Consider the following 23,610-nt stretch of genomic DNA (forward strand, 5'->3'; position numbering starts at 1 on the left):
ACAGAAATGAGTCAAAAAATTAGAATAAAACTAAAATCTTACGATCACAATTTAGTAGATAAGTCTGCTGAGAAAATCGTAAAGACGGTAAAGAGCACAGGAGCTGTAGTAACTGGGCCAATTCCTTTACCAACACATAAGAAGATTTTTACAGTGCTTCGTTCTCCGCACGTAAACAAAAAATCCAGAGAGCAGTTTCAATTAAGTTCTTACAAAAGACTATTGGATATTTACAGCTCTTCTTCAAAAACTATTGATGCGTTGATGAAGTTGGAATTACCTAGCGGAGTAGAGGTTGAAATCAAGGTGTGATAATTCTTAGCTTTCAAGAGTAAAACGAATTGAAAGTTTAGAAGTATCCATCCCGAACTTGTTTCGGGATCCATAAAGTGACATGTCCCAAGCTTAGTGCAAGGGAAAAGCGGCAAAAAAATACATTCAGGGTTGAAGTATTTTGACCCTGTTTTTTTGCAAAATGATAAAAGAAAATATTGAAGGTCGATCTTCAATTAATAAACAAGTAATTAATAAATAATTTAAATATGTCTGGGTTAATAGGAAAAAAGATCGGTATGACCAGCATTTTCGATGAGAATGGAAAAAATATTCCATGTACTGTGATCGAAGCTGGGCCATGCGTGGTTACCCAAGTCAGAACCGAAGAGGTTGATGGTTATGAAGCTGTTCAGCTAGGTTTCGATGACAAAGCAGACAAAAATGCTACTAAGGCGGCTTTAGGTCACTTTAAAAAAGCAGGAACTGTTGCTAAACGTAAAGTTGTCGAATTTAAAGGTTTTGAGGAGGAGTACAAATTAGGTGATACTGTCACAGTAGAGCATTTTGTAGAAGGTGAATTCGTTGATGTTTCTGCAACTTCTAAAGGAAAAGGTTTTCAAGGAGTTGTTAAGAGACATAACTTTGGCGGTGTTGGACAAGCAACTCATGGTCAACATAACCGTTTAAGAGCTCCTGGTTCTATAGGTGCTGCATCTTATCCTGCAAGAGTATTCAAAGGAATGAAAATGGCAGGAAGAATGGGTGGAGATCAAATTAAAGTTCAAAACTTAAGAGTGTTAAAAGTAGTTCCTGAAAAGAATTTACTTGTGGTAAAAGGATGTGTTCCTGGACACAAAAACGCTTATGTAACGATTCAGAAGTAATGAAAGTAGCGGTAATTGATATTAACGGAAAAGAAACAGGAAGAAAGGTAGACCTTTCTGATGCTGTTTATAGTATTGAACCAAACAATCACGCTGTATATCTTGATGTGAAACAGTATTTGGCTAATCAGCGTCAAGGTACTCACAAAGCGAAAGAGCGAGCTGAGATTGTTGGTAGTACAAGAAAAATAAAGAAGCAAAAAGGAACTGGTACAGCCAGAGCAGGTAGTATTAAGTCTCCTATTTTTAAAGGTGGAGGTAGAATTTTTGGTCCAAGACCACGTAACTACTCTTTTAAATTAAACAAGAACTTGAAGAGATTAGCACGTAAATCGGCGTTAAGTATCAAGGCAAATGATAAGGCAATACAAGTTATTGAAGACTTTAGTTTTGATGCGCCAAAAACAAAGAATTTTACGGCTATTTTGAAGTCTTTAGGGCTTGAAAATAAAAAATCTTTGTTTGTGTTGGATGAGTCAAATAAAAATGTATATTTGTCGTCACGCAATTTGAAGGGTTCAGAAGTTGTAACTGCTTCAGAATTAAGTACTTATAAAATACTTAATGCAAATAGTGTTATACTTTTAGAAGGTTCTTTGAAAGGAATTGAAATGAATTTAAGTAAATAGAAGCCATGAGTATCTTAATAAAACCTATTATTACGGAAAAGGCTACTGCTGATAGTGAGGTGTTTAACCGCTATGGTTTTGTAGTAGATAAGAAAGCGAATAAGGTAGAGATCAAAAAAGCAGTAGAGTCTGCTTATGGTGTTTCTGTTACTAAAGTTCGCACAATAAATGTTCGCCCAGATCGTAAAACTCGTTATACAAAAACGGGAATGGTCACTGGTAAAACAGGTGCTTATAAAAAGGCAATTGTACAGGTGGCGGAAGGTGAAGTAATTGATTTATATAGTAATCTTTAAGACTAGAAAATGTCAGTAAGAAAATTAAAGCCAATTACCCCAGGTCAGCGTTTTAGAGTAGTAAATGGATTTGACGCAATTACTACTGATAAGCCGGAGAAAAGTTTATTAGCTCCGAAAAAAAGAACTGGTGGTAGAAACAGTCAAGGAAAAATGACTATGCGCTACAAGGGTGGTGGTCATAAAAGAAGGTATCGTATTATTGATTTTAAACGCGATAAGCAGGGTGTTCCCGCTACCGTTGCTACAATAGAATATGATCCAAACAGAACTGCATTCATTGCTCTTGTGAATTACCAAGATGGTGAAAAACGTTATGTGATTGCACAGAACGGTTTGCAAGTTGGTCAGAATATCGTATCAGGTAATAATGTTGCTCCAGAGATTGGAAACGCTATGCCATTAAACGATATCCCATTAGGTACAATCATTTCTTGTATAGAATTACGTCCTGGTCAAGGTGCTGTTATGGCACGTAGTGCAGGATCATTTGCTCAGCTTATGGCTAGAGATGGTAAATTTGCCACGGTAAAATTACCTTCTGGTGAGGTGAGAATGATCCTTGCTAATTGTATGGCAACAGTTGGTGCTATCTCAAATAGTGATCACCAATTAATTGTTGGAGGTAAAGCTGGTAGAACAAGATGGTTAGGACGTCGTCCGCGTACAAGACCAGTTGCAATGAACCCTGTTGATCACCCAATGGGTGGTGGTGAAGGGCGTTCTTCTGGAGGGCATCCTCGTTCTAGAAAAGGTCTTCCTGCAAAAGGATTTAGAACCCGTTCTAAGACGAAAGCGAGTAATAAGTATATTGTAGAACGTAGAAAGAAATAATAAGATATGGCACGTTCATTAAAAAAAGGACCTTACGTTCACTATAAGTTAGAGAAAAAAGTAGCTGCAAATGTAGAAGCTAATAAAAAGTCTGTTATTAAGACTTGGTCAAGAGCATCTATGATTACTCCTGACTTTGTAGGGCAAACAATTGCAGTTCATAATGGTCGACAATTTGTTCCTGTGTATATCACAGAGAATATGGTAGGTCATAAATTAGGAGAATTTTCGCCAACACGTTCATTTAGGGGACACGCTGGTGCTAAAAATAAAGGTAAAAAATAATTTAAGTCATGGGAGTTCGTAAAAGAGAAATGGCAGAAAGAATTAAGGAAGAGAAAAAGCAACTTGCTTTTGCTAAACTTAATAACTGCCCGACATCACCTCGCAAGATGCGTTTAGTGGCGGATTTGGTTCGTGGTGAAAAAGTTGAAAAGGCGCTTCAGATTCTTAGATTTAGTCCTAAAGAAGCATCACGTCGTTTAGAGAAATTATTGCTTTCTGCAATAGCAAATTGGCAGGCGAAAAATGAAGACGCAAGCATCGAAGATGCAGATCTTTTTGTAAAAGAGATTCGTGTAGATGGAGGAAGCATGTTGAAAAGACTACGTCCTGCTCCACAGGGTCGCGCACACAGAATAAGAAAACGCTCTAATCACGTTACGATCGTGGTTGCAGCAAACAATAATACACAAAGCTAATATAAACTATGGGACAGAAAACAAATCCAATCGGAAATCGCCTTGGTATTATCAGAGGATGGGAATCCAACTGGTACGGAGGTAATGACTACGGTGATAAACTTGCCGAAGACGATAAGATTAGAAAGTATGTACACGCACGTTTATCAAAAGCTAGTGTATCAAGGGTGATTATTGAGCGTACGCTTAAACTTGTAACCGTTACTATCACTACTGCCAGACCTGGTATTATTATCGGTAAAGGTGGTCAAGAGGTAGACAAGTTGAAAGAAGAGCTTAAGAAAATTACCGAAAAGGAAGTTCAGATCAATATTTTTGAAATTAAAAGACCAGAACTTGATGCATTTTTAGTCGGATCCAGCGTAGCAAGACAAATCGAAAGTCGTATTTCGTATCGTCGTGCTATCAAGATGGCTATTGCGGCTGCAATGAGAATGAATGCTGAAGGTATCAAAATTCAGATTTCAGGACGTTTGAACGGTGCAGAAATGGCGCGTTCAGAATCCTATAAAGAAGGTCGTATTCCTTTATCAACATTTAGAGCTGACATAGATTATGCTTTGGTAGAAGCTCATACTACTTATGGTAGATTGGGTGTGAAAGTATGGATCATGAAAGGCGAAGTATATGGTAAAAGAGAGCTTTCTCCTTTAGTTGGTTTATCCAAAAAACAAGGAAAAGGTGACAGAGGTGGACGAAGTGGTGGAAATAACAAATCACGTCGTAGAAAGTAATTTTTTAAAGTAAATTAACAATGTTACAGCCTAAAAGAACAAAATTCCGTAAACAACAAAAAGGACGTATGAAGGGTCTTTCTCAAAGAGGACATACCCTTTCAAACGGTACTTTCGGAATTAAATCATTAGATTCAAGTTTTGTTACAGCTAGACAAATTGAAGCAGCACGTATCGCAGCAACTCGTTATATGAAAAGAGAGGGTTCGATGTGGATAAAAATTTTCCCAGACAAGCCAATTACTAAAAAGCCTCTTGAAGTACGTATGGGTAAAGGTAAAGGTGCTGTAGAATATTGGGCGGCAGTAGTAAAACCAGGAAGAATATTATTCGAAATAGGAGGTGTACCACTTGACGTAGCTAAAGAGGCTTTACGTTTGGCAGCACAAAAGCTTCCTGTAAGAACTAAGTTTATCGTAGCTAGAGATTATCAAGCTTAAAATTGAGAATTATGAAGCAATCAGAAGTTAAAGAATTATCTACAGCTGAATTACAAGAAGAACTTAGTAAATCGCAAAAAGCATATTCAGATTTAAGAATGGCTCATGCTATGTCTCCATTAGAGAATCCTCTACAATTACGTAAGGTAAGAAGATCTATTGCAAGAATGGCTACAGAGCTTACAAAAAGAGAATTAAACGGTTAATTCTGCTGAAAGATGGAAAAAAGAAATTTAAGAAAAGAACGTATAGGAGTTGTTACTAGTAACAAAATGCAGAAATCAATCGTGGTTTCTGAAGTTAAAAAAGTAAAACATCCTATGTACGGAAAGTTCGTGTTAAAAACGAAAAAGTACGTTGCGCACGACGAGAAAAACGACTGCAATATTGGTGATACTGTAAAGATCATGGAAACAAGACCTATGAGTAAAACCAAATGCTGGAGATTAGTAGAAGTAATTGAAAGAGCTAAGTAATTATGGTACAACAAGAGTCTAGATTAAAAGTAGCAGACAACACAGGGGGTAAAGAAGTTTTAGTTATCCGTGTTTTAGGTGGTACAAAAAGAAGATACGCCTCTGTAGGAGACAAAATCGTTGTCAGTGTAAAAGAAGCAACTCCAAATGGAAATATCAAAAAAGGAGCGGTTTCAACTGCAGTTGTAGTTCGTACCAAGAAAGAAGTGCGCAGGCCAGATGGTTCTTATATTCGTTTCGATGATAATGCATGTGTTTTGTTGAACCCTGCAGGAGAAATGAGAGGGACACGTGTTTTTGGCCCTGTTGCAAGAGAGCTTCGTGATAAGCAATTCATGAAGATTGTTTCACTAGCGCCAGAAGTGCTTTAAAACATTTGTAAAGATGACAAAGCTAAAAATTAAAGCAGGAGATACGGTACGTGTTATTGCCGGAGACAATAAAGGTCAGGAAGGCACAGTGCAAAAAGTATTAAAAGATAATAATAAGGCAATCGTAGAAGGTGTAAATTTAGTTTCTAAGCACCAGAAGCCTAGTGCTGCTAATCCACAAGGTGGTATTGTAAAGCAAGAAGCACCTATTCATATTTCTAACTTATCATTGTTAACCTCTAAAGGAGAAACTACAAGAGTTGGATACAGGATAGAAGGAGATAAGAAAGTGAGATTTTCTAAAAAATCTAATGAAGTAATATAGTTATGGCTTATATCCCAAGATTAAAACAAGAGTATAAAGACAGAGTAGTGTCTGCTCTTACAGAAGAATTCAGCTATGATAATGTAATGCAGGTACCTAAACTTAAAAAAATCGTTCTAAGTAGAGGTGTTGGTGCAGCAGTAGCCGATAAGAAGTTAATTGACTATGCAGTAGATGAATTAACAACAATCACTGGTCAGAAAGCTATACCCACGATTTCTAAAAAGGATGTTGCATCTTTCAAATTACGTAAAGGAATGCCAATTGGAGCAAAAGTTACGTTAAGAGGAGAAAGGATGTACGAATTTTTAGATCGTTTAATTACTTCTGCACTTCCACGTGTTAGAGATTTTAACGGAATTAAAGTTACAGGTTTTGATGGTAGAGGCAATTACTCTTTAGGTATTACTGAACAGATTATTTTCCCGGAAATTGATATCGATAAGGTGAATAAAATTTCAGGGATGAATATTACATTCGAGACTTCGGCTAAGACCGATAAGGAAGCAAAATCATTGTTAACCGAACTAGGATTACCTTTTAAAAAGAATTAATTATGGCTAAAGAATCAATGAAAGCCCGTGAGGTGAAAAGAGCTAAGACTGTAGCTAAATATGCTGAAAAAAGAAAAGCTTTAAAAGAGGCTGGAGATTATGAGGCATTACAAAAGTTACCAAAAAATGCTTCACCGGTTCGTCAACATAATCGTTGTAAACTAACTGGTAGACCAAAAGGGTATATGCGTCAATTTGGAATTTCTCGTGTTACTTTTAGAGAAATGGCAAATCAAGGATTAATACCCGGTGTAACAAAAGCGAGTTGGTAATAATAAAATAAATTAATTGGTGTTAGGTTCGGTGATATTATCGAAAACCAATACCATAAATAATAAATAATGAATACAGATCCTATAGCAGATTATTTAACCCGAATCCGTAATGCAAATAGTGCTCAACATAGAGTAGTCGAGATTCCTGCATCAAAGGTTAAAAAAGAGATCACTAAAATATTATTCGATCAAGGATATATTTTAAGTTATAAGTTTGAAGATAATACAACTCAAGGTACTATCAAGATAGCCCTTAAATACGATAAAATGACCAAAGAACCTGTAATAAAAGAATTGCAGAGAATTAGTAAGCCTGGTTTACGTAAGTATGCAGGATCTTCTGATATTCCTAGAATTCTTAACGGGTTAGGTGTTGCAATTGTATCCACTTCTCATGGCGTAATGACTGGTAAACAGGCAAGACAGGAGAATGTAGGGGGTGAATTACTTTGTTACGTATATTAACAGTATAAAAGACAAAAGAAATGTCAAGAATAGGAAAAAATCCAGTAACTATTCCGTCTGGTGTCACTGTAGAAGTGACAGGTAATGTTGTTACTGTTAAAGGAAAATTAGGAGAGCTTTCTCAGGAGATAGATAGTATCGATGTGAAAGTTGAAGAAGGTCAAGTGGTTCTAGAAAGACCAACTGAGGCCAAAGATCATAAAGCAAAGCACGGTTTGTACAGAGCTTTAATCAATAACATGGTTGTAGGTGTTTCTGAAGGTTTTACCAAAGAATTAGAGTTGGTAGGAGTTGGTTATAGAGCTTCTAATCAAGGTCAAAAATTAGATTTGGCTTTAGGATTCTCTCACAACATAGTTTTGGACCTGGCACCAGAAGTTAAGGTTGAAACTATTTCGGAAAAAGGTAAGAATCCTATTGTAAAATTAACTTCTCATGATAAGCAATTGGTTGGTCAAATAGCTGCTAAAATTAGAAGCTTCCGTAAACCAGAACCTTATAAAGGAAAAGGAATTAAATTCGTAGGAGAACAATTAAGAAGAAAAGCAGGTAAATCTGCATAATAACTAGTGTTATGGCATTCTCAAAAGAATCAAGAAGATTAAAAATAAGAAAGCGAATCCGCGGAAACATGAGCGGAACAGAACAACGTCCTAGGTTATCTGTTTATAGAAGTAACAAAGAAATCTATGGTCAAATCATAGATGATGTTACTGGTAAAACTATCAGTGCTGCTTCTTCAAGAGATAAAGACATTGCTTCGGCATCTGGAAATAAAGTTGAAAAAGCAAACTTGGTTGGAAAAGCACTTGCTGAAAAAGCTAAGAAAGCTGGAGTTGAAACGGTATCTTTCGACAGAGGAGGATATTTGTATCACGGAAGAGTAAAATCATTAGCAGAAGGAGCTAGAGAAGCAGGACTTAAATTCTAAGAAATTATGTATCAAAAATATAAAAACGCAGAATTAGTAAAACCAAGTGGGCTTGAGCTTAAAGACCGTTTAGTTGGTGTTCAACGTGTGACTAAAGTAACTAAAGGAGGTAGAGCATTCGGATTCTCTGCTATCGTGGTTGTAGGTGATGAAAACGGAGTAGTAGGTCACGGTTTAGGTAAATCTAAAGAAGTAGCTGAAGCTATTGCTAAAGCAGTAGAAGATGCAAAAAAGAATTTAGTTCGTATTCCTTTGCATAAAGGTACTTTACCTCATGAACAAAAAGGTAAGTATGGTGGGGCTAGAGTATTATTAATGCCCGCCGCAACGGGTACCGGAGTAATCGCTGGTGGAGCTATACGTGCGGTACTAGAAGCGGTAGGAGTACATGATGTACTGTCGAAGAATCAAGGATCGTCTAACCCACACAACGTGGTGAAAGCTACATTTGATGCGTTATTGCAAATGCGAAGTGCACAGCAAGTAGCAGTACAACGTGGTGTTTCACTTGAAAAAGTGTTTAAAGGATAAATAGAAGAACGATGGCAAAGATTAAAATTACTAAAGTAAAAAGTGCAATTAACCGCACTCAGAGACAAAAAAGAACTCTAGAGGCTTTAGGTCTTAAAAAGATCGGTCAGGTTGTGGAGCATGAAGATACTCCTAATATCCTTGGGATGGTAAATAAAGTTAAACATTTAGTTTCGGTAGAAACAAAATAATAATAGCACATGGATTTAAGTAACTTAAAACCTGCTGCAGGTTCGGTAAAAAGTAACGGTAAGCGAGTTGGTCGTGGACAAGGCTCTGGTAAGGGAGGAACGTCTACTCGTGGCCATAAAGGAGCAAAATCACGTTCTGGGTATTCTAAGAAAATTGGTTTTGAAGGAGGGCAAATGCCACTTCAAAGAAGGGTTCCTAAATTTGGCTTCAAAAATATCAACAGGAAAGAATATCAAGGGATTAATCTAGATACACTTCAAAAATTAGTTGATGAAGGAAAAATCAAAGATACTGTAGATCTTGATGTGATCTTGGCTACTCGTCTTGCTGGAAAAAATGATTTGGTTAAGATACTGGGGAGAGGTGAATTGAAGGCAAAACTGAAAGTCTCAGCTCACAAATTTACAGCCACAGCAAAAGCAGCTATTGAAGCAGCCGGTGGTGAAGCAGTAACCTTATAATAGACAATTCATGAAATTTATTGATACAATAAAGAACATTTGGAAAATCGAAGAGCTAAAAAATAGAATCCTAGTTACTTTAGGGTTACTTTTAGTATATCGTTTTGGAGCGCAAGTTGTACTGCCAGGAGTAGATGCAGCAGAATTGGCAAACTTAGGAACTCAGACTCAGGATGGTTTACTTGGGTTGCTTAATGCATTTACAGGTGGAGCTTTTGCTAACGCGTCTGTGTTCGCATTGGGTATCATGCCTTACATCTCGGCTTCTATTGTAGTTCAGTTGATGGGTATTGCAATACCTTATTTACAAAAACTTCAAAAAGAAGGTGAAAGTGGTAGAAAGAAAATCAATCAAATTACACGCTGGTTAACTATTGCTATTACTTTAGTACAGGGACCAGGTTATATTTATAATTTGTTTGCCACACTCCCCGGAGAAGCGTTTGTACTTCCAAATCAAACCGTTTTTGTTGTATCTTCTGTAATTATCCTTACTACGGGATGTATTTTTGCAATGTGGTTAGGTGAAAAAATAACTGATAAAGGAATCGGAAACGGTATATCATTATTAATTATGGTGGGTATCATAGCAACTTTACCTCAATCATTTGTGCAGAACTTCTCTTCAAGAGTTTCTGGAGATGGAGGTGGAATGATTATGGTACTAATTGAATTGGTAATCTGGTTTGTGATCATATTAGCATCGGTGTTGTTGGTAATGGCTGTTCGTCAAATTCCTGTACAATATGCTAGAAGAACTGCTGGAGGTGGATATGAGAAAAATGTTTTCGGATCGCGCCAATATATTCCCTTGAAATTAAATGCTTCTGGGGTTATGCCTATTATTTTTGCACAGGCGATTATGTTTGTTCCTGCCGCGGTAGCAGGTCTTTCAGACTCAGAGGCTTCACAAGGAGTGGCAGCGGCATTTAGTGATATCTTTGGATTTTGGTACAATGTAGTATTTGCTTTATTAATTATTGTATTTACCTATTTCTATACGGCAATTACAGTGCCAACAAATAAGATGGCTGATGATTTAAAGCGTAGTGGTGGCTTCATTCCTGGTATACGCCCGGGAAGCGAAACTTCTGAATATTTAGATAAGATTATGTCACAAATAACATTACCAGGATCAATATTTTTAGCATTAATAGCAATATTTCCTGCTATAGCAGTGAAACTTCTTAATGTACAGCAGGGTTGGGCATTGTTTTTCGGTGGAACATCTTTACTTATTATGGTAGGTGTCGCGATTGATACAATGCAACAAGTAAATTCATATTTGTTGAATAGACATTATGATGGGTTAATGAAATCTGGTAAAAACCGTAAAGCAGTAGCATAATGGCAAAACAACCGGCAATAGAACAAGATGGAAGTATTATAGAAGCGTTGTCAAATGCGATGTTTCGTGTAGAGCTTGAAAATGGTCATGTTGTAACGGCTCATATCTCTGGTAAAATGCGTATGCATTATATTAAATTGTTACCAGGGGACAAAGTGAAGTTAGAGATGAGTCCTTATGATTTATCAAAGGCTCGTATTACATATAGATATTAATAGTTTAGTAATATTAGTTTATTAAGATTTTTTCCGTAATTTTGCACGCTGAAAAAATCCTGTTAGTATATGCTTTTGAAAAACGTGAATACCGTTTTTCAAAAATTAAATAAAAAGACAAAACCAGCAGAATTAAAACGATTTGTTGGTTTGTAAAAAACTTTTAACAAAGAACAGATGAAAGTTAGAGCATCAGTAAAAAAGAGAAGTGCCGAGTGCAAGATTGTGCGTAGAAAAGGCCGACTTTATGTGATTAATAAAAAGAATCCTAGATTTAAACAAAGACAAGGGTAATTATGGCAAGAATTGCAGGGGTTGATATACCCAAACAAAAGCGAGGAGTTATAGCATTAACCTATATCTTCGGAATTGGTAGAAGTAGAGCTAAAGAAATTCTAGATACTGCCAAAGTAGATGAAAACATAAAGGTTTCTGATTGGGATGATGATCAAATTGGTCGTATCCGTGAAGCTGTAGGTGCCTATACCATCGAAGGAGAATTAAGATCTGAAGTACAGTTAAATATTAAACGTCTTATGGATATAGGATGTTATAGAGGTATACGTCATAGAGCTGGTTTACCACTAAGAGGACAACGTACTAAGAATAATTCTAGAACACGTAAAGGAAGAAGAAAAACAGTTGCTAACAAGAAAAAAGCAACTAAATAATAAGTAGTATGGCAAAGTCAACTTCAAAAAAACGTAAAGTAATAGTTGAATCTGTAGGAGAAGCACACGTAACTGCTTCTTTTAACAATATTATTATTTCGTTGACCAATAAAAAAGGAGACGTTATTTCATGGTCTTCTGCTGGTAAGATGGGATTCAGAGGATCTAAAAAGAATACGCCTTATGCTGCTCAGTTAGCAGCAGAAGATGCTGCAAAAGTAGCTATCGAGGCTGGACTTAAAAAAGTAAAGGTATACGTTAAAGGTCCAGGTAATGGTAGAGAATCTGCAATACGATCTATTCATAATTCAGGTATCGAGGTTTCAGAGATTATCGATGTAACTCCAATGCCGCATAATGGATGTCGTCCTCCTAAAAGACGTAGAGTATAAATTAGAATCCTGAACTGTCACATTGAGTTGAGTCCAAGTGTTGTTTCAGGATCTTTTTAAGATAGTAAGTAAATCGAAATGGGGAAAAAATGATTATCGAAGGAAAGAGACCTTAATTCATAATCACCTCAATAACTAAATTATTAATAATGGCAAGATATACTGGTCCAAAAACAAAAATCGCTCGTAAGTTTGGAGAAGCGATTTTCGGAGACGACAAGTCTTTCGAAAGAAGAAATTACCCTCCTGGGCAACACGGAAATAACAGAAGAAGAGGTAAAAAAAGTGAATATGCAATCCAGTTAATGGAAAAGCAAAAAGCTAAATACACTTACGGGGTGTTAGAACGTCAGTTCAGAAACATGTTCGAAAAAGCAACACGCGCACAAGGTATTACCGGTGAGGTGCTACTTCAATTATGTGAGTCTCGTTTAGATAATGTTGTATTTAGAATGGGATTGGCGAACTCTAGAAGAGGAGCAAGACAATTGGTTTCTCATAGACATATAACTGTAAACGGACAGCAAGTAAACATTCCATCTTACCAATTAAAGGCAGGTGATGTTGTTGGGGTAAGAGAAAAATCGAAATCATTAGAAGTAATTCAAAATGCTTTAGCTAATAATAGCAAGGTGTACGAATGGATTACTTTTAATAATGATACTAAGCAAGGTACTTTTGTATCGGTTCCGGCTAGAATCCAAATTCCGGAAAACATTAATGAACAATTCATCGTCGAATTATACTCTAAGTAATAACTCTAAGAAGAAACAATAACATGGCAATATTAAATTTTCAGAAGCCCGATAAAGTTATCATGATCGACTCCACCGAGTTCGATGGTAAATTTGAATTTAGACCATTAGAACCAGGGTACGGATTAACAGTTGGTAATGCTTTACGAAGAGTTTTGCTATCTTCTTTAGAGGGATTCGCTATTACTTCTCTTAGAATAGAAGGTGTGGATCACGAATTCTCAACTATTTCTGGGGTGGTAGAGGATGTTACAGAAATTATCTTAAATCTTAAACAAGTGCGTTTTAAGCGTCAGATCGAAGATATAGATAACGAGTCTGTTACTATCTCTATCTCGGGTCAGGAGCAGTTAGTAGCTGGTGATTTTCAGAAATTTATCTCTGGATTTCAAGTGCTAAATCCTGATTTGTTAATCTGTAATATGGATAAGAAAGTAGCACTAAACCTAGAAATTACTATCGAAAAAGGTAGAGGTTATGTTCCTGCTGAAGAAAACAAAAAGGCAAACGCTCCTATTGGAACCATTTTTACAGATTCAATTTACACTCCAATCAAAAATGTAAAGTATAGCATTGAGAACTATCGTGTAGAGCAAAAAACCGATTACGAAAAGTTAGTTTTCGAAATCGTAACCGATGGATCTATTCATCCTAAGGATGCGCTAACGGAAGCAGCAAAAATACTGATTCATCACTTTATGTTATTCTCTGATGAGCGTATTACATTAGAAGCTGATGAGATTGCACAAACAGAAACTTATGATGAAGAATCTCTTCACATGAGACAGTTATTAAAAACTAAGTTGATCGATATGGATCTTTCTGTACGTGCACTCAACTGTTTGAAAGCTGCAGAAGTGGATACCTTGGGTGACTTGGTATCATACAATAAAAATGACTTAATGAAATTCCGTAACTTTGGTAAGAAATCTTTAACAGAGCTCGAAGAGCTTGTAAATGTAAAAGGGCTTAACTTTGGAATGGATCTTTCAAAATATAAATTAGACAAAGACTAATCTGTCATATTTTGCTCTCTGCATGAGGCAGATTGAGCAAGATGATGATTAAAATTAAATGTCATGAGACACGGAAAAAAAGTAAATCATTTAGGAAGAAAGACGGCGCATCGTAAAGCTATGCTTGCGAACATGGCTTGTTCCCTAATAGAACACAAAAGAATCAATACCACTGTGGCCAAAGCTAAGGCACTTAAGCAATTTGTAGAGCCATTAGTAACCAAGTCTAAGGAAGATACAACTCATAATCGTCGTATCGTATTCAGTAAATTGCGCAACAAATATGCAGTGACTGAATTATTTAGAGAAGTAGCTACAAAAGTGGGTGACAGACCAGGAGGATATACAAGAATTATCAAACTTGGAAATCGTCTTGGGGATAACGCTGACATGGCAATGATCGAATTAGTAGATTATAATGAGCTATACAACGCTGGTAAACCTGCTAAGAAGAAAGCTAGAAGAAGAGGAGGTAAAGGAAAGAAAGCTGCAGCTGCTCCGGTCACTCCAGCTCCTGAAACTTCAAAATCTGAAGAAGAGTAAATGAAAAGTGTGAATAACACATAATAATAAAAGGATAAACGTTTGGCGTTTATCCTTTTTTTTTGAATAATTTTAAAAAGTTTTTCCTCTAAATTGAGGTGTTGTTATCTAAAAAGACAAAATAGAAAATGATGAAATATCAATCTCGAAAAAAAGCAATTATTTTATTAGCTGATGGTACAATTTTTCACGGAAAAGCGGTGGGAAGAGAAGGTAGTGCTTTTGGTGAAGTATGTTTTAATACTGGAATGACAGGTTATCAAGAAATTTTTACCGATCCTTCCTACTATGGTCAATTGATGGTCGCTACTAATGCACATATCGGTAATTATGGTGCAAATGATGAAGAGGTAGAATCAGACTCAATTAAAATTGCCGGTCTTATTGTGAAGAATTTTAGTTACGAATATTCTAGAGATCGTGCTCATAGTTCACTACAGGAGTTTTTAGAAAAAAATAATCTTTTGGCGATTTCAGATGTGGACACACGTGCTTTGGTAAGTTATATAAGAGATAATGGAGCTATGAATGCTGTTATCTCTACCGAGGTTGATGATATCGAAAAACTAAAAGAACAGTTAGCAGCCGTACCCGATATGAATGGGCTGGAATTGGCTTCTAAGGTTTCAACTACTAAGCCATATTTTTTTGGAGCCCCTAATGCAACGTACAAGATCTCTGCACTTGATATTGGAATAAAGAAAAATATACTGCGTAACCTTGCTAATAGAGATGCCTATATTAAAGTTTTCCCTTATAATACCTCATTTAAAGAAATGAGTGAATGGGGGCCAGACGGGTACTTTTTATCAAATGGCCCAGGAGATCCAGAACCTTTGACTGAAGCAATACAAAGTGCAAAAGAAATTCTCAAAAGAGATTTACCATTGTTTGGTATCTGTCTTGGTCATCAAGTAATTGCATTGGCCAACGGGATAAGTACTTACAAGATGCATCATGGGCATAGAGGAATCAATCATCCTGTTAAAAACTTGCTTACTGGAAAAGGTGAGATTACTTCGCAGAATCATGGCTTTGCAATAAATAAAGAAGAAACCGAAAAGCACGCAGATGTAGAGATTACGCATTTACATCTTAATGACAATACTGTAGCTGGAATTAGACTAAAAAGCAAAAACTGTTTTTCTGTACAGTATCACCCCGAAGCCAGCCCAGGACCGAACGATTCTACATATCTATTTGATCAGTTTATAGAAAATATCAAAAAAGTAAAAATCACAGCATAAAATTGAAATTTTAGCTGTTTAGATCAGCATGTTTTGGTAATACATTAATCTAAAACGTTATAGTTGATAACTTAAGAGTATTATTGAGGTTTCCGTAATAAATTAAGGCTTTTATAGAGGTGTTAAGATATCCCCGTTTTGTATCTTGCGAAGAAGTAAAATTATCCAACAAAATAAATAAAAAAATGAGTGTAATTATTAATATTCACGCTAGACAGATATTAGATTCACGTGGTAACCCAACTGTAGAAGTAGATGTAATTACTGAAAATGGTGTTTTAGGAAGAGCAGCGGTTCCTTCAGGAGCTTCAACCGGAGAACACGAAGCAGTAGAGCTAAGGGATGGTGGAGAAAATTACATGGGTAAAGGTGTTCTTAAAGCTGTCGAAAATGTAAATACAATAATTGCTGAAGAGCTTTTAGGATATTCTGTATTTGATCAAAATCTATTAGATCAAACAATGATTGATCTGGACGGAACTGCAAATAAATCAAAATTAGGAGCGAATGCCATATTGGGGGTTTCTCTGGCAGTAGCCAAAGCGGCGGCAAATGAACTTAATATGCCACTATATCGTTATGTGGGAGGAGTAAGCGCAAATACACTTCCTGTTCCTATGATGAATATCATTAACGGCGGTTCTCATAGTGATGCACCCATTGCATTTCAGGAATTTATGGTAATGCCTGTTAAGGCAGATAACTTTACACAGGCAATGCAGATGGGAACTGAAATTTTTCATAACCTAAAGAAAGTCTTGCATGATAGAGGTTTAAGCACAGCTGTAGGAGATGAAGGAGGTTTTGCACCAACGCTGGATGGAACAGAAGATGCATTGGATAGTATTAAATTAGCAGTTGAAAAGGCAGGATATAAATTTGGTGATGAAGTAATGATAGCTTTAGATTGTGCAGCCGCTGAATTTTTCGTGAACGGGGCATATGACTACACCAAGTTTGAAGGTGATAAAGGAGTAGTGCGAACCAGTGAAGAACAAGCAGATTATCTTGCAGAACTGGCTTCAAAATATCCGATTATTTCTATAGAAGATGGTATGGATGAAAATGATTGGGAAGGCTGGAAATATTTAACCGAAAAAATTGGAGATAAAGTTCAATTGGTAGGAGATGATTTGTATGTGACCAATGTAGAGAGACTTTCAAGAGGAATCGAGAACGGTATTGCGAATTCGATCTTAATTAAGGTTAACCAAATAGGAACCCTTACCGAAACTATCGCAGCTGTGAACATGGCTCATAACGCAGGGTATACTTCTGTCATGTCACACAGGTCAGGAGAAACCGAAGATAACACAATTGCTGATTTGGCAGTAGCCTTAAATACAGGGCAAATTAAGACTGGATCTGCATCTCGTAGTGATAGAATGGCAAAATACAACCAGTTGTTGAGAATAGAGGAAGAATTAGGAAGTGTGGCATATTATCCAAAAGAAAAAGCTTTTAAAGTTAAATAACATCATATTTTTATTAGGAAAATAGGCTGTCTTTTTGGATGGCCTATTTTTTTGGAGAATCTTTTTGAAAATGCTTCGTAAGGTTAAAAATGATATAATGATTAATAATATATTAACACTATATTTCGTATTTTAGCAGCCCTTAATGTAACAGCAAAATTCTAAATAATCATATGTCAAAAATAGCTACGTTAGAAATCGACGGTAATAAATATGAGTTTCCCATTATAGAAGGAACAGAAAATGAATTAGGAATTGATATTAAAACGCTAAGAGCAGTCACAGGAGGTGTTACCACAATTGATCCTGGTTATAAAAATACCGGAAGCTGTGAGAGTGCTATTACCTTTTTAGATGGAGAAAAGGGAATTCTTAGATATCGTGGATATTCTATTGAAGAACTAGCTGATAAAGCAGATTTTTTAGAGGTTTGTTACTTGTTGATTTTTGGAGAATTACCTACCGCAGAACAATTAGAAAAATTCGATAAAGATATCAAAGAAGAATCTCAGGTAGATGAGGATATGAAGAAAATCTTAGATGGTTTTCCTAAAAGTGCTCATCCAATGGGAGTGCTATCTTCTCTTACAAGTGCTTTGATTGCTTTTAATCCGGGATCTGTAGATGTAGATTCTGAAGAAGCTATGTATGGGGCGATCGTAAAAATATTAGCAAAATTCCCTGTACTTGCTGCTTGGACCATGAGAAAGAAGAAAAGTCTTCCGTTAGATTATGGTGACAATTCGCTTGGATATGTTGAGAACCTGCATAAAATGATGTTTTCTAGGCCTAATCAAACCTATGAGGCGAATAAAATTGTAAATGATGCTCTCGATAAATTATTGATCCTTCATGCCGATCACGAGCAAAACTGTTCTACATCTACCGTAAGAATAGTTGGTTCTTCGCATGCGGGATTGTTCGCATCCCTTTCTGCAGGTATTTCTGCATTATGGGGGCCACTTCATGGAGGTGCTAACCAGGCAGTAATAGAAATGCTCGAAGCGATTAGAGAAGATGGGGGGGATACGGCCAAATATATTGCCAAAGCAAAAGATAAAAACGATCCTTTCCGTTTAATGGGATTTGGTCATAGGGTATACAAGAATTTTGATCCTAGGGCTAAGATTATTAAAAAATCTGCGGAAGAAGTACTTGGTGATCTTGGAATAGAGGATCCTGTTCTCGACATTGCTAAAGGATTAGCAGAAGTAGCCTTGAAAGATGAATATTTTGTGCAAAGAAAATTGTATCCTAATGTAGATTTCTATTCAGGTATAATTTATAGAGCTCTTGGGATTCCAACAGATATGTTTACCGTAATGTTTGCGTTGGGTAGATTACCTGGATGGATTGCTCAATGGAGAGAGATGCGTCTTCGTAAAGAACCTATAGGAAGACCTAGGCAAATTTATATTGGTGAAAATTATAGAGTATTTAAACCAATCTCTGAGCGCTAAAATCAGATTTGTGATATGTATTAAAGGAAAGCGTTGAAAAATTCAACGCTTTTTTTATGAATTCTTAATTAGTAAAGATTAAATCAATCATTTTTTTTGTTTTCAATAATATTCTAGCCACTTTTTTAAAGAAAGTTAGTATTGTAATATTGTCTATTTATATATTTGCGTAACTACTCAGATTATTAGTTACACTTAAAAACTCAATTTTTGAACTTAAACATACAAAACGAGACGTCTAGGTTAAGGGCAGTTGTTTTGGGTACAGCCAAAAGTAATGGTCCTGTTCCGAAAATAGAAGATGCCTATGATCCAAAGTCCATAGAGCATATTAAAGCTGGGACCTATCCTAAAGAAGAGGATATGATTGCAGAAATGGAAGCTGTAGCCAAAGTTTTTGAAAAATATGATGTAAAAGTATATCGGCCAGAAGTGATCACAGATTATAATCAGATCTTTGCCAGGGATATTGCTTTAGTAATCGAGGATAAATTTATAAAATCAAATATACTTCCTCATCGTGAAAAAGAGATTAAAGCTATCCAGCATGTTATAGATGAAATAGATCCAGATAAGGTGTACAAAGCTCCCTCTGATAATATTCATTTTGAAGGTGGAGATATCATAATTCATAATGATCATATTTTTATAGGGACATATAAAGGTGAAGATTATCCTGATTGTATTGTGGCTCGTACTAACATGAAAGGAGTAGCCTATATAAGATCACTTTTTCCAAATAAAACAGTTAAAGAATTCGATCTTAATAAATCGATGAAAGACCCAAAAGATAATGCTTTGCATTTAGATTGTTGTTTTCAGACTGTAGGCAAAAACAAGGCGATCATTCATAAAGAAGGTTTCAAGAATCTATCAGATTATGAGTATTTGGTCAATTTCTTCGGAAAAGAAAATCTTTTCCATATTGATAAGGATGAAATGTACCATATGAATTCGAATATTTTTTCTATTGCTGAAGATGTGGTTATTTCAGAAAGAAATTTTAAAAGATTAAACACATGGCTTCGAAGTCTCAATATTACAGTAGAAGAAGTACCCTATGCTGAAATCGCTAAACAAGAAGGTTTATTACGTTGTTCAACAATGCCGTTAATAAGAGATTAAGTAATGCAACAGATAACAAATACAATCGTAATGATTCGTCCGGTACGATTTAGGATGAACGAAGAGACAGCAGTAAATAATTATTATCAGGAAGATACGAGTATAGCTGATGCCAATGCAAAAGCGCAAAAGGAGTTTGATGAATTCGTAAAAGTGTTAAAAAAAGTAGGGATAAATGTAATTGTAATAGATGATGACCCTGATCATAATACTCCGGATTCAATTTTCCCAAACAATTGGGTCTCCTTTCACGAAAATGGAGATGTAGCGTTGTATCCTATGTTTGCGGTAAATAGAAGGAGAGAACGTAGGCCAGAAGTTCTGGATATTATAGAATCATCTGGTTTTGAGATAAAAAACATTATTGATTATACAAATGCCGAAGACGAAGAGGTCTTTCTTGAAGGAACGGGTAGTTTGGTTTTAGATAGAGTAAATAGAAAGGCATACTGCGCACTTTCGCCCAGGGCTGATGAAGATTTGCTCATAGAGTTTTGTGAAGATTTTGAATATACCCCCATAATCTTTACTGCGTATCAAACTGTCGAAGATAAAAGGTTACCGATATATCATACCAATGTTATGATGGGAGTAGGTGAAACATTTGCTGTAGTATGCATGGATTGTATAGACGACAAAAAGGAAAGAAAGAATTTAGTGACTCATTTAAAAAATGATGGTAAAGAAATTATTGCAATTTCTGAAGATCAAGTAAATAGTTTTGCGGGCAATATGCTGCAAGTTGTAGGTTCGGGAGATAAGCGTTATCTTGTAATGTCATCGGCAGCTTATCATAGTTTAACCAAAGATCAAGTAACCAAGATTGAACAACATTGTGCAATTCTTCATAGTGACCTCACTACGATCGAAACCTTAGGAGGAGGAAGTGCAAGATGTATGATGGCTGAAGTATTTCTGCCGCGTAAATAATTAGACTATGCTTTCAAAGAAAACAAAATATGGACTAAAAGCACTTACCTATATTGCGAGAAAGAAATGCGAACATCCCGTTCAGATATCAGAGATTGCAGAAAGTGAAAATATTTCTCAGAAATTCTTGGAAAGTATTTTATTGACTTTACGAAAGAATGGTTTTTTGGGTTCTAAGAAAGGTAAGGGAGGGGGTTACTATCTCATTAAAGAGCCAAAAGATATTGTTATGGCTGCAATAATTAGAGTTTTAGAAGGGCCAATTGCAATGTTGCCCTGCGTTAGTCTCAATTTTTATGAAAAATGCGATGATTGTCCAGATGAGGATAGTTGCGCAGTACATAGTTTAATGATTGAAGTACGAGATAGTACCTTGAAAGTCTTAGAGAATAAAACCCTGGCTGATTTTACCGATTAGATTTTTTTGATATTCTTCTGTATTTATAAGGGCCTTTTATTTTACCCCATACTTGATTACCTTTTTTATTATATCCTCTGGTCCAGATAGATATTTTGTCTTTACTAACTACAAAAGAGCTAGTAATGTAGTCGATTTCCTTGATGCTACTCTTACATGACCCTTTCTTGGTCTTTCCAGAATATATTGTCGATGTTTTTTTTTTGAAGTATACTTGACACCCATTTCGAATCTCTAAACTTTCGGGGGTAAGATTTTCGAATATTTCTATATTTTCCCAACCATTTCGGTAATCTTTAGAATTGGGTATTTTATAACCAGTACTTATAATTTTAGAGGAATCCAATCTTTGGTAAGTTAAAATACGTTGACTATAAATATACTCATCCTTATTTGCATCCGATACTTGAGAATATATCCAATACCCTGGTCGATCTTTCCAGATTCTAACATTGATTAAACTTAAATGAGCAAAACCTGAATCCTTTTCCACTTGTTCTTCATTAGAAAACTTACCTTCTAATAGAGTGATCAGATTATCCAATTCTACATCTTTTTTCTTCACAGAGCCACAACTCGAAAATAACGTAAATAGGACGAGAAGGAATAAAACTTGCCTCATTCGGTTTTTTACTAAATATATGAAAATAAACAAAAAAAAGTGTAATTTATCGATAAAACTAAGCGTTTTATCCTAATTAAATTTATTTTATGATGCAATTTTCCGAATCATACCACCAAAAATAAAATAATGAAATGGAACCATAATATACCAATAAATGCGACCCCATATTCCTTTTGGTCTAAATGTGGCTGTCTGATGTAAAATACCATTTTCATCTATATCAAATTCTAACCAGGCTTCTCCAGGCACTTTCATTTCTGCAAATAATAATAAACGTTTGTTTTTTTTGTCGGCAACCAAAACCCTCCAAAAATCGAGGGCATCACCAGAGAATATGACATCGGGATTGGTTCTTCCCCGTCGTAAACCAACTCCACCAAAAATCTTGTCAAAATATCCTCTAATTTTCCACAGCCAATTTCCATAATACCAACCAGTTTCTCCGCCTATCATCCAAATACGTTCCAAAGCCTTTTTAGAATCTTTCAATTTTATTTTTTTATGATCCTTAAAACATCCGTGTTTAGGGACTGTAATATACTTTTGAAGGTTCATTTTAAATCTGCCGCTTACCATAGAGTCCTTCCAACTAGAGACTACTTGATTTTGTTCTATTTTTATAAATGCTAATTCCAAAGCTTTCTTATAATTCATAGGAGTAATGTTCAATAGCTCTTGCAAGCGGTTGTCATTGGCAATTACTGGAACAGTCATACTATCAACTAGGTTAAGAGCCAGTTTATACGATGTTGAGGTTACAAAATACAACCAGTATGATGATAATTTTGGGGTCATGATAGGAAGTGTAATAATAAATAATCGTATTCCCCTTGCTTTAGCATATTGTTTAAGCATTTGCTTATAAGTCATTATATCTGGACCACTAATATCATAAGATTCATTATAGCAAGCAGAATTGCCTAACACTCCAATCATAAAATTAAGTACATCCCTGATAGCTATCGGTTGGGTTTTAGTATTTACCCATTTTGGAGTAATCATTAATGGCAATTTTTCACATAAATCACGAATGATTTCAAAAGAAGAACTGCCCGATCCAACGATAATTCCTGATCGTAACACGGTAAGGTTGTAGTTTCCCTTATATAAGGTTTCTTCTACATTTTTTCTTGACCATAAATGTTTAGATAGGTTTTTTTCATTTACAATACCACTTAAATAGATTACTTGTTTTACATTGGTGTCTTTTACATAAGTATTGAAGTTTTGAGCAGATACTTCTTCTTTTTTGTCGAAATCTGTTGTTGATGTGCTCATTGAATGAATCAGATAATAGGCAGCATCAATATTCTTTGGTATTTTGGAAGGATCAGGAGTGTCCAAAAAATCAATTTCTATGATCGAAACTCTTTCCTTAGTTTCTTGATCTATTGAAAGCCTGTTTTTATCTCTCACACAACATATGACTTCATGGCCAGCTTCTAATAACAAGGGTAATAATCTCATACCGATATACCCATTGGTCCCCGTAAGAAGAATTCGCATTTTTTTTGTATAAGTTACAAAGAAATTAATTTTAACAAAAGAATAGTAATGCTATCTTTCTAAAGATCTTGAATATCTGTCGGTTTATGATCTACTTTATAATCGAGCAACTTTTTAATGTACTTGTGGATTGCTGTATCAGTTTTGTTTGCTTTAAACTTTATAAAATACTGATCTTTATAAATAGAGTATTCCTCTGCTTTTCCTTTATACAGATTTAATTTATAAAAAGGAATAACCAATACATATGTTGCTAACCCTACTCCAAAACCAACCAAAATTCCTTTTGGCCTTAATTCTATAGTACATGTTTTGATTTTATTATCAAGAATTAGAAGGTTATGAATTTCAATACTGCTTGCGGTGATATGAAGTTTTGGTGATCCAATACCTCCCAGTTTAATACGCTCTATTAGCGTAAATGGTGGGCCAACCTCATTATTTATTTTTCGTATTAACTCAGGATTTTTATATGAGTTATTTATGAGCATTCTTTTTTATAGCAAGAT

Annotated in this window: 38 protein-coding genes; 35 read left to right on the forward strand and 3 right to left on the reverse strand. The window is 35.6% G+C overall.

Annotated features, from left to right (window positions below; all coding sequences use genetic code 11):
• Positions 1–6: 6 nt before the first annotated feature.
• From rpsJ to ACFSJT_RS13490, 35 genes are all read left to right on the forward strand, one after another.
• A complete protein-coding gene (gene rpsJ / locus ACFSJT_RS13320; protein WP_010181931.1) occupies positions 7–312 on the forward strand; it encodes a 30S ribosomal protein S10 in 306 nt (101 codons plus the stop codon).
• Between the two features lie 230 nt (positions 313–542).
• Positions 543–1,160: a 50S ribosomal protein L3 gene (rplC, locus tag ACFSJT_RS13325; RefSeq protein ID WP_378320789.1), complete on the forward strand. Its 618-nt coding sequence runs from the start codon at positions 543–545 to the stop codon at positions 1,158–1,160.
• Positions 1,160–1,789 carry a 50S ribosomal protein L4 gene (gene rplD / locus ACFSJT_RS13330; protein ID WP_378320790.1) on the forward strand — a complete coding sequence of 210 codons (630 nt, stop codon included), beginning with the start codon at positions 1,160–1,162 and terminating at the stop codon, positions 1,787–1,789. Before rplC ends, rplD begins: the two co-directional genes overlap by 1 nt.
• A 5-nt stretch (positions 1,790–1,794) precedes the next feature.
• A complete protein-coding gene (gene rplW / locus ACFSJT_RS13335; RefSeq protein WP_378320791.1) occupies positions 1,795–2,085 on the forward strand; it encodes a 50S ribosomal protein L23 in 291 nt (96 codons plus the stop codon).
• A gap of 9 nt (positions 2,086–2,094) precedes the next feature.
• A complete protein-coding gene (rplB, locus tag ACFSJT_RS13340) occupies positions 2,095–2,919 on the forward strand; it encodes a 50S ribosomal protein L2 (protein ID WP_378320792.1) in 825 nt (274 codons plus the stop codon).
• Between the two features lie 6 nt (positions 2,920–2,925).
• The gene (gene rpsS / locus ACFSJT_RS13345) at positions 2,926–3,204 is read left to right on the forward strand and encodes a 30S ribosomal protein S19 (protein WP_024770876.1); all 279 of its coding nucleotides are present in this window, start codon (positions 2,926–2,928) and stop codon (positions 3,202–3,204) included.
• A gap of 8 nt (positions 3,205–3,212) precedes the next feature.
• Positions 3,213–3,620 carry a 50S ribosomal protein L22 gene (rplV, locus tag ACFSJT_RS13350; RefSeq protein ID WP_378320793.1) on the forward strand — a complete coding sequence of 136 codons (408 nt, stop codon included), beginning with the start codon at positions 3,213–3,215 and terminating at the stop codon, positions 3,618–3,620.
• An 8-nt stretch (positions 3,621–3,628) separates the two neighbouring features.
• Positions 3,629–4,354 (forward strand): 30S ribosomal protein S3, encoded by a 726-nt coding sequence (gene rpsC / locus ACFSJT_RS13355; protein ID WP_201922868.1) that lies wholly within the window; start codon positions 3,629–3,631, stop codon positions 4,352–4,354.
• Positions 4,355–4,374: 20 nt separating this feature from the next.
• Positions 4,375–4,794, forward strand: a complete 420-nt coding sequence (rplP, locus tag ACFSJT_RS13360; RefSeq protein WP_210195897.1) for a 50S ribosomal protein L16 — start codon at positions 4,375–4,377, stop codon at positions 4,792–4,794.
• A gap of 11 nt (positions 4,795–4,805) precedes the next feature.
• Positions 4,806–5,000: a 50S ribosomal protein L29 gene (gene rpmC, locus ACFSJT_RS13365; protein WP_378320794.1), complete on the forward strand. Its 195-nt coding sequence runs from the start codon at positions 4,806–4,808 to the stop codon at positions 4,998–5,000.
• Positions 5,001–5,012: 12 nt separating this feature from the next.
• Positions 5,013–5,270: a 30S ribosomal protein S17 gene (gene rpsQ / locus ACFSJT_RS13370; RefSeq protein ID WP_034243856.1), complete on the forward strand. Its 258-nt coding sequence runs from the start codon at positions 5,013–5,015 to the stop codon at positions 5,268–5,270.
• A 2-nt stretch (positions 5,271–5,272) separates the two neighbouring features.
• Positions 5,273–5,641, forward strand: a complete 369-nt coding sequence (gene rplN, locus ACFSJT_RS13375) for a 50S ribosomal protein L14 (RefSeq protein WP_027392543.1) — start codon at positions 5,273–5,275, stop codon at positions 5,639–5,641.
• A 13-nt stretch (positions 5,642–5,654) separates the two neighbouring features.
• Positions 5,655–5,966 (forward strand): 50S ribosomal protein L24, encoded by a 312-nt coding sequence (gene rplX / locus ACFSJT_RS13380; RefSeq protein ID WP_378320795.1) that lies wholly within the window; start codon positions 5,655–5,657, stop codon positions 5,964–5,966.
• Between the two features lie 2 nt (positions 5,967–5,968).
• On the forward strand, positions 5,969–6,520 hold the full coding sequence (gene rplE / locus ACFSJT_RS13385; protein WP_378320796.1) for a 50S ribosomal protein L5: 552 nt from the start codon (positions 5,969–5,971) through the stop codon (positions 6,518–6,520).
• A 2-nt stretch (positions 6,521–6,522) separates the two neighbouring features.
• Complete coding sequence (rpsN, locus tag ACFSJT_RS13390) at positions 6,523–6,792, forward strand: 30S ribosomal protein S14 (RefSeq protein WP_210195893.1); 270 nt, start codon at positions 6,523–6,525, stop codon at positions 6,790–6,792.
• A 69-nt stretch (positions 6,793–6,861) separates the two neighbouring features.
• Positions 6,862–7,260: a 30S ribosomal protein S8 gene (rpsH, locus tag ACFSJT_RS13395; RefSeq protein WP_378320797.1), complete on the forward strand. Its 399-nt coding sequence runs from the start codon at positions 6,862–6,864 to the stop codon at positions 7,258–7,260.
• A 20-nt stretch (positions 7,261–7,280) separates the two neighbouring features.
• Positions 7,281–7,823, forward strand: a complete 543-nt coding sequence (gene rplF / locus ACFSJT_RS13400; protein ID WP_378320798.1) for a 50S ribosomal protein L6 — start codon at positions 7,281–7,283, stop codon at positions 7,821–7,823.
• 11 nt (positions 7,824–7,834) lie between these two features.
• Positions 7,835–8,191, forward strand: a complete 357-nt coding sequence (rplR, locus tag ACFSJT_RS13405) for a 50S ribosomal protein L18 (RefSeq protein ID WP_378320799.1) — start codon at positions 7,835–7,837, stop codon at positions 8,189–8,191.
• Between the two features lie 6 nt (positions 8,192–8,197).
• Positions 8,198–8,722 (forward strand): 30S ribosomal protein S5, encoded by a 525-nt coding sequence (rpsE, locus tag ACFSJT_RS13410; RefSeq protein ID WP_378320800.1) that lies wholly within the window; start codon positions 8,198–8,200, stop codon positions 8,720–8,722.
• An 11-nt stretch (positions 8,723–8,733) separates the two neighbouring features.
• Entirely contained in the window at positions 8,734–8,913 is a 180-nt protein-coding gene (gene rpmD / locus ACFSJT_RS13415) for a 50S ribosomal protein L30 (protein ID WP_103070990.1), read from the forward strand.
• Between the two features lie 9 nt (positions 8,914–8,922).
• A complete protein-coding gene (gene rplO, locus ACFSJT_RS13420; RefSeq protein WP_378320801.1) occupies positions 8,923–9,375 on the forward strand; it encodes a 50S ribosomal protein L15 in 453 nt (150 codons plus the stop codon).
• 10 nt (positions 9,376–9,385) lie between these two features.
• Positions 9,386–10,723 carry a preprotein translocase subunit SecY gene (gene secY / locus ACFSJT_RS13425; protein WP_378320802.1) on the forward strand — a complete coding sequence of 446 codons (1,338 nt, stop codon included), beginning with the start codon at positions 9,386–9,388 and terminating at the stop codon, positions 10,721–10,723.
• Positions 10,723–10,938 (forward strand): translation initiation factor IF-1, encoded by a 216-nt coding sequence (gene infA, locus ACFSJT_RS13430; RefSeq protein ID WP_010181908.1) that lies wholly within the window; start codon positions 10,723–10,725, stop codon positions 10,936–10,938. Before secY ends, infA begins: the two co-directional genes overlap by 1 nt.
• Before the next feature lie 177 nt (positions 10,939–11,115).
• Positions 11,116–11,232 (forward strand): type B 50S ribosomal protein L36, encoded by a 117-nt coding sequence (gene ykgO, locus ACFSJT_RS13435; RefSeq protein ID WP_073370549.1) that lies wholly within the window; start codon positions 11,116–11,118, stop codon positions 11,230–11,232.
• Positions 11,233–11,234: 2 nt separating this feature from the next.
• Positions 11,235–11,609, forward strand: a complete 375-nt coding sequence (gene rpsM / locus ACFSJT_RS13440) for a 30S ribosomal protein S13 (RefSeq protein ID WP_378320803.1) — start codon at positions 11,235–11,237, stop codon at positions 11,607–11,609.
• An 8-nt stretch (positions 11,610–11,617) separates the two neighbouring features.
• Positions 11,618–12,001 carry a 30S ribosomal protein S11 gene (gene rpsK, locus ACFSJT_RS13445; RefSeq protein ID WP_073316875.1) on the forward strand — a complete coding sequence of 128 codons (384 nt, stop codon included), beginning with the start codon at positions 11,618–11,620 and terminating at the stop codon, positions 11,999–12,001.
• A gap of 149 nt (positions 12,002–12,150) precedes the next feature.
• On the forward strand, positions 12,151–12,756 hold the full coding sequence (rpsD, locus tag ACFSJT_RS13450; protein WP_378320804.1) for a 30S ribosomal protein S4: 606 nt from the start codon (positions 12,151–12,153) through the stop codon (positions 12,754–12,756).
• Positions 12,757–12,779: 23 nt separating this feature from the next.
• Positions 12,780–13,772, forward strand: a complete 993-nt coding sequence (locus tag ACFSJT_RS13455; RefSeq protein WP_378320805.1) for a DNA-directed RNA polymerase subunit alpha — start codon at positions 12,780–12,782, stop codon at positions 13,770–13,772.
• 63 nt (positions 13,773–13,835) lie between these two features.
• On the forward strand, positions 13,836–14,315 hold the full coding sequence (gene rplQ / locus ACFSJT_RS13460) for a 50S ribosomal protein L17 (RefSeq protein WP_378320806.1): 480 nt from the start codon (positions 13,836–13,838) through the stop codon (positions 14,313–14,315).
• A gap of 131 nt (positions 14,316–14,446) precedes the next feature.
• Positions 14,447–15,562: a glutamine-hydrolyzing carbamoyl-phosphate synthase small subunit gene (gene carA, locus ACFSJT_RS13465; RefSeq protein ID WP_378321138.1), complete on the forward strand. Its 1,116-nt coding sequence runs from the start codon at positions 14,447–14,449 to the stop codon at positions 15,560–15,562.
• A 185-nt stretch (positions 15,563–15,747) separates the two neighbouring features.
• Positions 15,748–17,037, forward strand: a complete 1,290-nt coding sequence (gene eno, locus ACFSJT_RS13470; protein ID WP_378320807.1) for a phosphopyruvate hydratase — start codon at positions 15,748–15,750, stop codon at positions 17,035–17,037.
• Between the two features lie 173 nt (positions 17,038–17,210).
• Positions 17,211–18,497, forward strand: coding sequence for a citrate synthase (locus ACFSJT_RS13475; RefSeq protein ID WP_378320808.1), 1,287 nt, complete (start codon positions 17,211–17,213; stop codon positions 18,495–18,497).
• A gap of 210 nt (positions 18,498–18,707) precedes the next feature.
• Positions 18,708–19,622, forward strand: a complete 915-nt coding sequence (locus ACFSJT_RS13480; RefSeq protein WP_378320809.1) for a dimethylarginine dimethylaminohydrolase family protein — start codon at positions 18,708–18,710, stop codon at positions 19,620–19,622.
• A 3-nt stretch (positions 19,623–19,625) separates the two neighbouring features.
• Positions 19,626–20,552 (forward strand): citrulline utilization hydrolase CtlX, encoded by a 927-nt coding sequence (ctlX, locus tag ACFSJT_RS13485; protein ID WP_378320810.1) that lies wholly within the window; start codon positions 19,626–19,628, stop codon positions 20,550–20,552.
• A gap of 7 nt (positions 20,553–20,559) precedes the next feature.
• A complete protein-coding gene (locus ACFSJT_RS13490) occupies positions 20,560–20,970 on the forward strand; it encodes an RrF2 family transcriptional regulator (RefSeq protein ID WP_378320811.1) in 411 nt (136 codons plus the stop codon).
• Here the strand turns inward: ACFSJT_RS13490 and ACFSJT_RS13495 are convergent.
• From ACFSJT_RS13495 to ACFSJT_RS13505, 3 genes are all read right to left on the reverse strand, one after another.
• Positions 20,960–21,535 (reverse strand): chromophore lyase CpcT/CpeT, encoded by a 576-nt coding sequence (locus ACFSJT_RS13495; protein WP_378320812.1) that lies wholly within the window; start codon positions 21,533–21,535, stop codon positions 20,960–20,962. The genes ACFSJT_RS13490 and ACFSJT_RS13495 overlap by 11 nt on opposite strands.
• Before the next feature lie 144 nt (positions 21,536–21,679).
• The gene (locus ACFSJT_RS13500) at positions 21,680–23,101 is read right to left on the reverse strand and encodes an SDR family oxidoreductase (RefSeq protein WP_378320813.1); all 1,422 of its coding nucleotides are present in this window, start codon (positions 23,099–23,101) and stop codon (positions 21,680–21,682) included.
• 59 nt (positions 23,102–23,160) lie between these two features.
• Entirely contained in the window at positions 23,161–23,592 is a 432-nt protein-coding gene (locus ACFSJT_RS13505; protein ID WP_378320814.1) for a hypothetical protein, read from the reverse strand.
• Positions 23,593–23,610: the final 18 nt, after the last annotated feature.

Origin of the sequence: Aquimarina celericrescens, from assembly GCF_042682765.1 — a bacterium.
GTDB classification, from domain to species: Bacteria; Bacteroidota; Bacteroidia; order Flavobacteriales; family Flavobacteriaceae; genus Aquimarina; species Aquimarina celericrescens.

Excerpts from the sequence above, each read along its gene's own strand:
- rpsJ (WP_010181931.1), top strand. The coding sequence starts at position 7 with ATGAGTCAAAAAATTAGAATAAAACTAAAATCTTACGATCACAATTTA.
- rplC (WP_378320789.1), top strand. The coding sequence starts at position 543 with ATGTCTGGGTTAATAGGAAAAAAGATCGGTATGACCAGCATTTTCGAT.
- rplD (WP_378320790.1), top strand. The coding sequence starts at position 1,160 with ATGAAAGTAGCGGTAATTGATATTAACGGAAAAGAAACAGGAAGAAAG.
- rplW (WP_378320791.1), top strand. The coding sequence starts at position 1,795 with ATGAGTATCTTAATAAAACCTATTATTACGGAAAAGGCTACTGCTGAT.
- rplB (WP_378320792.1), top strand. The coding sequence starts at position 2,095 with ATGTCAGTAAGAAAATTAAAGCCAATTACCCCAGGTCAGCGTTTTAGA.
- rpsS (WP_024770876.1), top strand. The coding sequence starts at position 2,926 with ATGGCACGTTCATTAAAAAAAGGACCTTACGTTCACTATAAGTTAGAG.
- rplV (WP_378320793.1), top strand. The coding sequence starts at position 3,213 with ATGGGAGTTCGTAAAAGAGAAATGGCAGAAAGAATTAAGGAAGAGAAA.
- rpsC (WP_201922868.1), top strand. The coding sequence starts at position 3,629 with ATGGGACAGAAAACAAATCCAATCGGAAATCGCCTTGGTATTATCAGA.
- rplP (WP_210195897.1), top strand. The coding sequence starts at position 4,375 with ATGTTACAGCCTAAAAGAACAAAATTCCGTAAACAACAAAAAGGACGT.
- rpmC (WP_378320794.1), top strand. The coding sequence starts at position 4,806 with ATGAAGCAATCAGAAGTTAAAGAATTATCTACAGCTGAATTACAAGAA.
- rpsQ (WP_034243856.1), top strand. The coding sequence starts at position 5,013 with ATGGAAAAAAGAAATTTAAGAAAAGAACGTATAGGAGTTGTTACTAGT.
- rplN (WP_027392543.1), top strand. The coding sequence starts at position 5,273 with ATGGTACAACAAGAGTCTAGATTAAAAGTAGCAGACAACACAGGGGGT.
- rplX (WP_378320795.1), top strand. The coding sequence starts at position 5,655 with ATGACAAAGCTAAAAATTAAAGCAGGAGATACGGTACGTGTTATTGCC.
- rplE (WP_378320796.1), top strand. The coding sequence starts at position 5,969 with ATGGCTTATATCCCAAGATTAAAACAAGAGTATAAAGACAGAGTAGTG.
- rpsN (WP_210195893.1), top strand. The coding sequence starts at position 6,523 with ATGGCTAAAGAATCAATGAAAGCCCGTGAGGTGAAAAGAGCTAAGACT.
- rpsH (WP_378320797.1), top strand. The coding sequence starts at position 6,862 with ATGAATACAGATCCTATAGCAGATTATTTAACCCGAATCCGTAATGCA.
- rplF (WP_378320798.1), top strand. The coding sequence starts at position 7,281 with ATGTCAAGAATAGGAAAAAATCCAGTAACTATTCCGTCTGGTGTCACT.
- rplR (WP_378320799.1), top strand. The coding sequence starts at position 7,835 with ATGGCATTCTCAAAAGAATCAAGAAGATTAAAAATAAGAAAGCGAATC.
- rpsE (WP_378320800.1), top strand. The coding sequence starts at position 8,198 with ATGTATCAAAAATATAAAAACGCAGAATTAGTAAAACCAAGTGGGCTT.
- rpmD (WP_103070990.1), top strand. The coding sequence starts at position 8,734 with ATGGCAAAGATTAAAATTACTAAAGTAAAAAGTGCAATTAACCGCACT.
- rplO (WP_378320801.1), top strand. The coding sequence starts at position 8,923 with ATGGATTTAAGTAACTTAAAACCTGCTGCAGGTTCGGTAAAAAGTAAC.
- secY (WP_378320802.1), top strand. The coding sequence starts at position 9,386 with ATGAAATTTATTGATACAATAAAGAACATTTGGAAAATCGAAGAGCTA.
- infA (WP_010181908.1), top strand. The coding sequence starts at position 10,723 with ATGGCAAAACAACCGGCAATAGAACAAGATGGAAGTATTATAGAAGCG.
- ykgO (WP_073370549.1), top strand. The coding sequence starts at position 11,116 with ATGAAAGTTAGAGCATCAGTAAAAAAGAGAAGTGCCGAGTGCAAGATT.
- rpsM (WP_378320803.1), top strand. The coding sequence starts at position 11,235 with ATGGCAAGAATTGCAGGGGTTGATATACCCAAACAAAAGCGAGGAGTT.
- rpsK (WP_073316875.1), top strand. The coding sequence starts at position 11,618 with ATGGCAAAGTCAACTTCAAAAAAACGTAAAGTAATAGTTGAATCTGTA.
- rpsD (WP_378320804.1), top strand. The coding sequence starts at position 12,151 with ATGGCAAGATATACTGGTCCAAAAACAAAAATCGCTCGTAAGTTTGGA.
- ACFSJT_RS13455 (WP_378320805.1), top strand. The coding sequence starts at position 12,780 with ATGGCAATATTAAATTTTCAGAAGCCCGATAAAGTTATCATGATCGAC.
- rplQ (WP_378320806.1), top strand. The coding sequence starts at position 13,836 with ATGAGACACGGAAAAAAAGTAAATCATTTAGGAAGAAAGACGGCGCAT.
- carA (WP_378321138.1), top strand. The coding sequence starts at position 14,447 with ATGAAATATCAATCTCGAAAAAAAGCAATTATTTTATTAGCTGATGGT.
- eno (WP_378320807.1), top strand. The coding sequence starts at position 15,748 with ATGAGTGTAATTATTAATATTCACGCTAGACAGATATTAGATTCACGT.
- ACFSJT_RS13475 (WP_378320808.1), top strand. The coding sequence starts at position 17,211 with ATGTCAAAAATAGCTACGTTAGAAATCGACGGTAATAAATATGAGTTT.
- ctlX (WP_378320810.1), top strand. The coding sequence starts at position 19,626 with ATGCAACAGATAACAAATACAATCGTAATGATTCGTCCGGTACGATTT.
- ACFSJT_RS13490 (WP_378320811.1), top strand. The coding sequence starts at position 20,560 with ATGCTTTCAAAGAAAACAAAATATGGACTAAAAGCACTTACCTATATT.
- ACFSJT_RS13500 (WP_378320813.1), bottom strand. The coding sequence starts at position 23,101 with ATGCGAATTCTTCTTACGGGGACCAATGGGTATATCGGTATGAGATTA.
- ACFSJT_RS13505 (WP_378320814.1), bottom strand. The coding sequence starts at position 23,592 with ATGCTCATAAATAACTCATATAAAAATCCTGAGTTAATACGAAAAATA.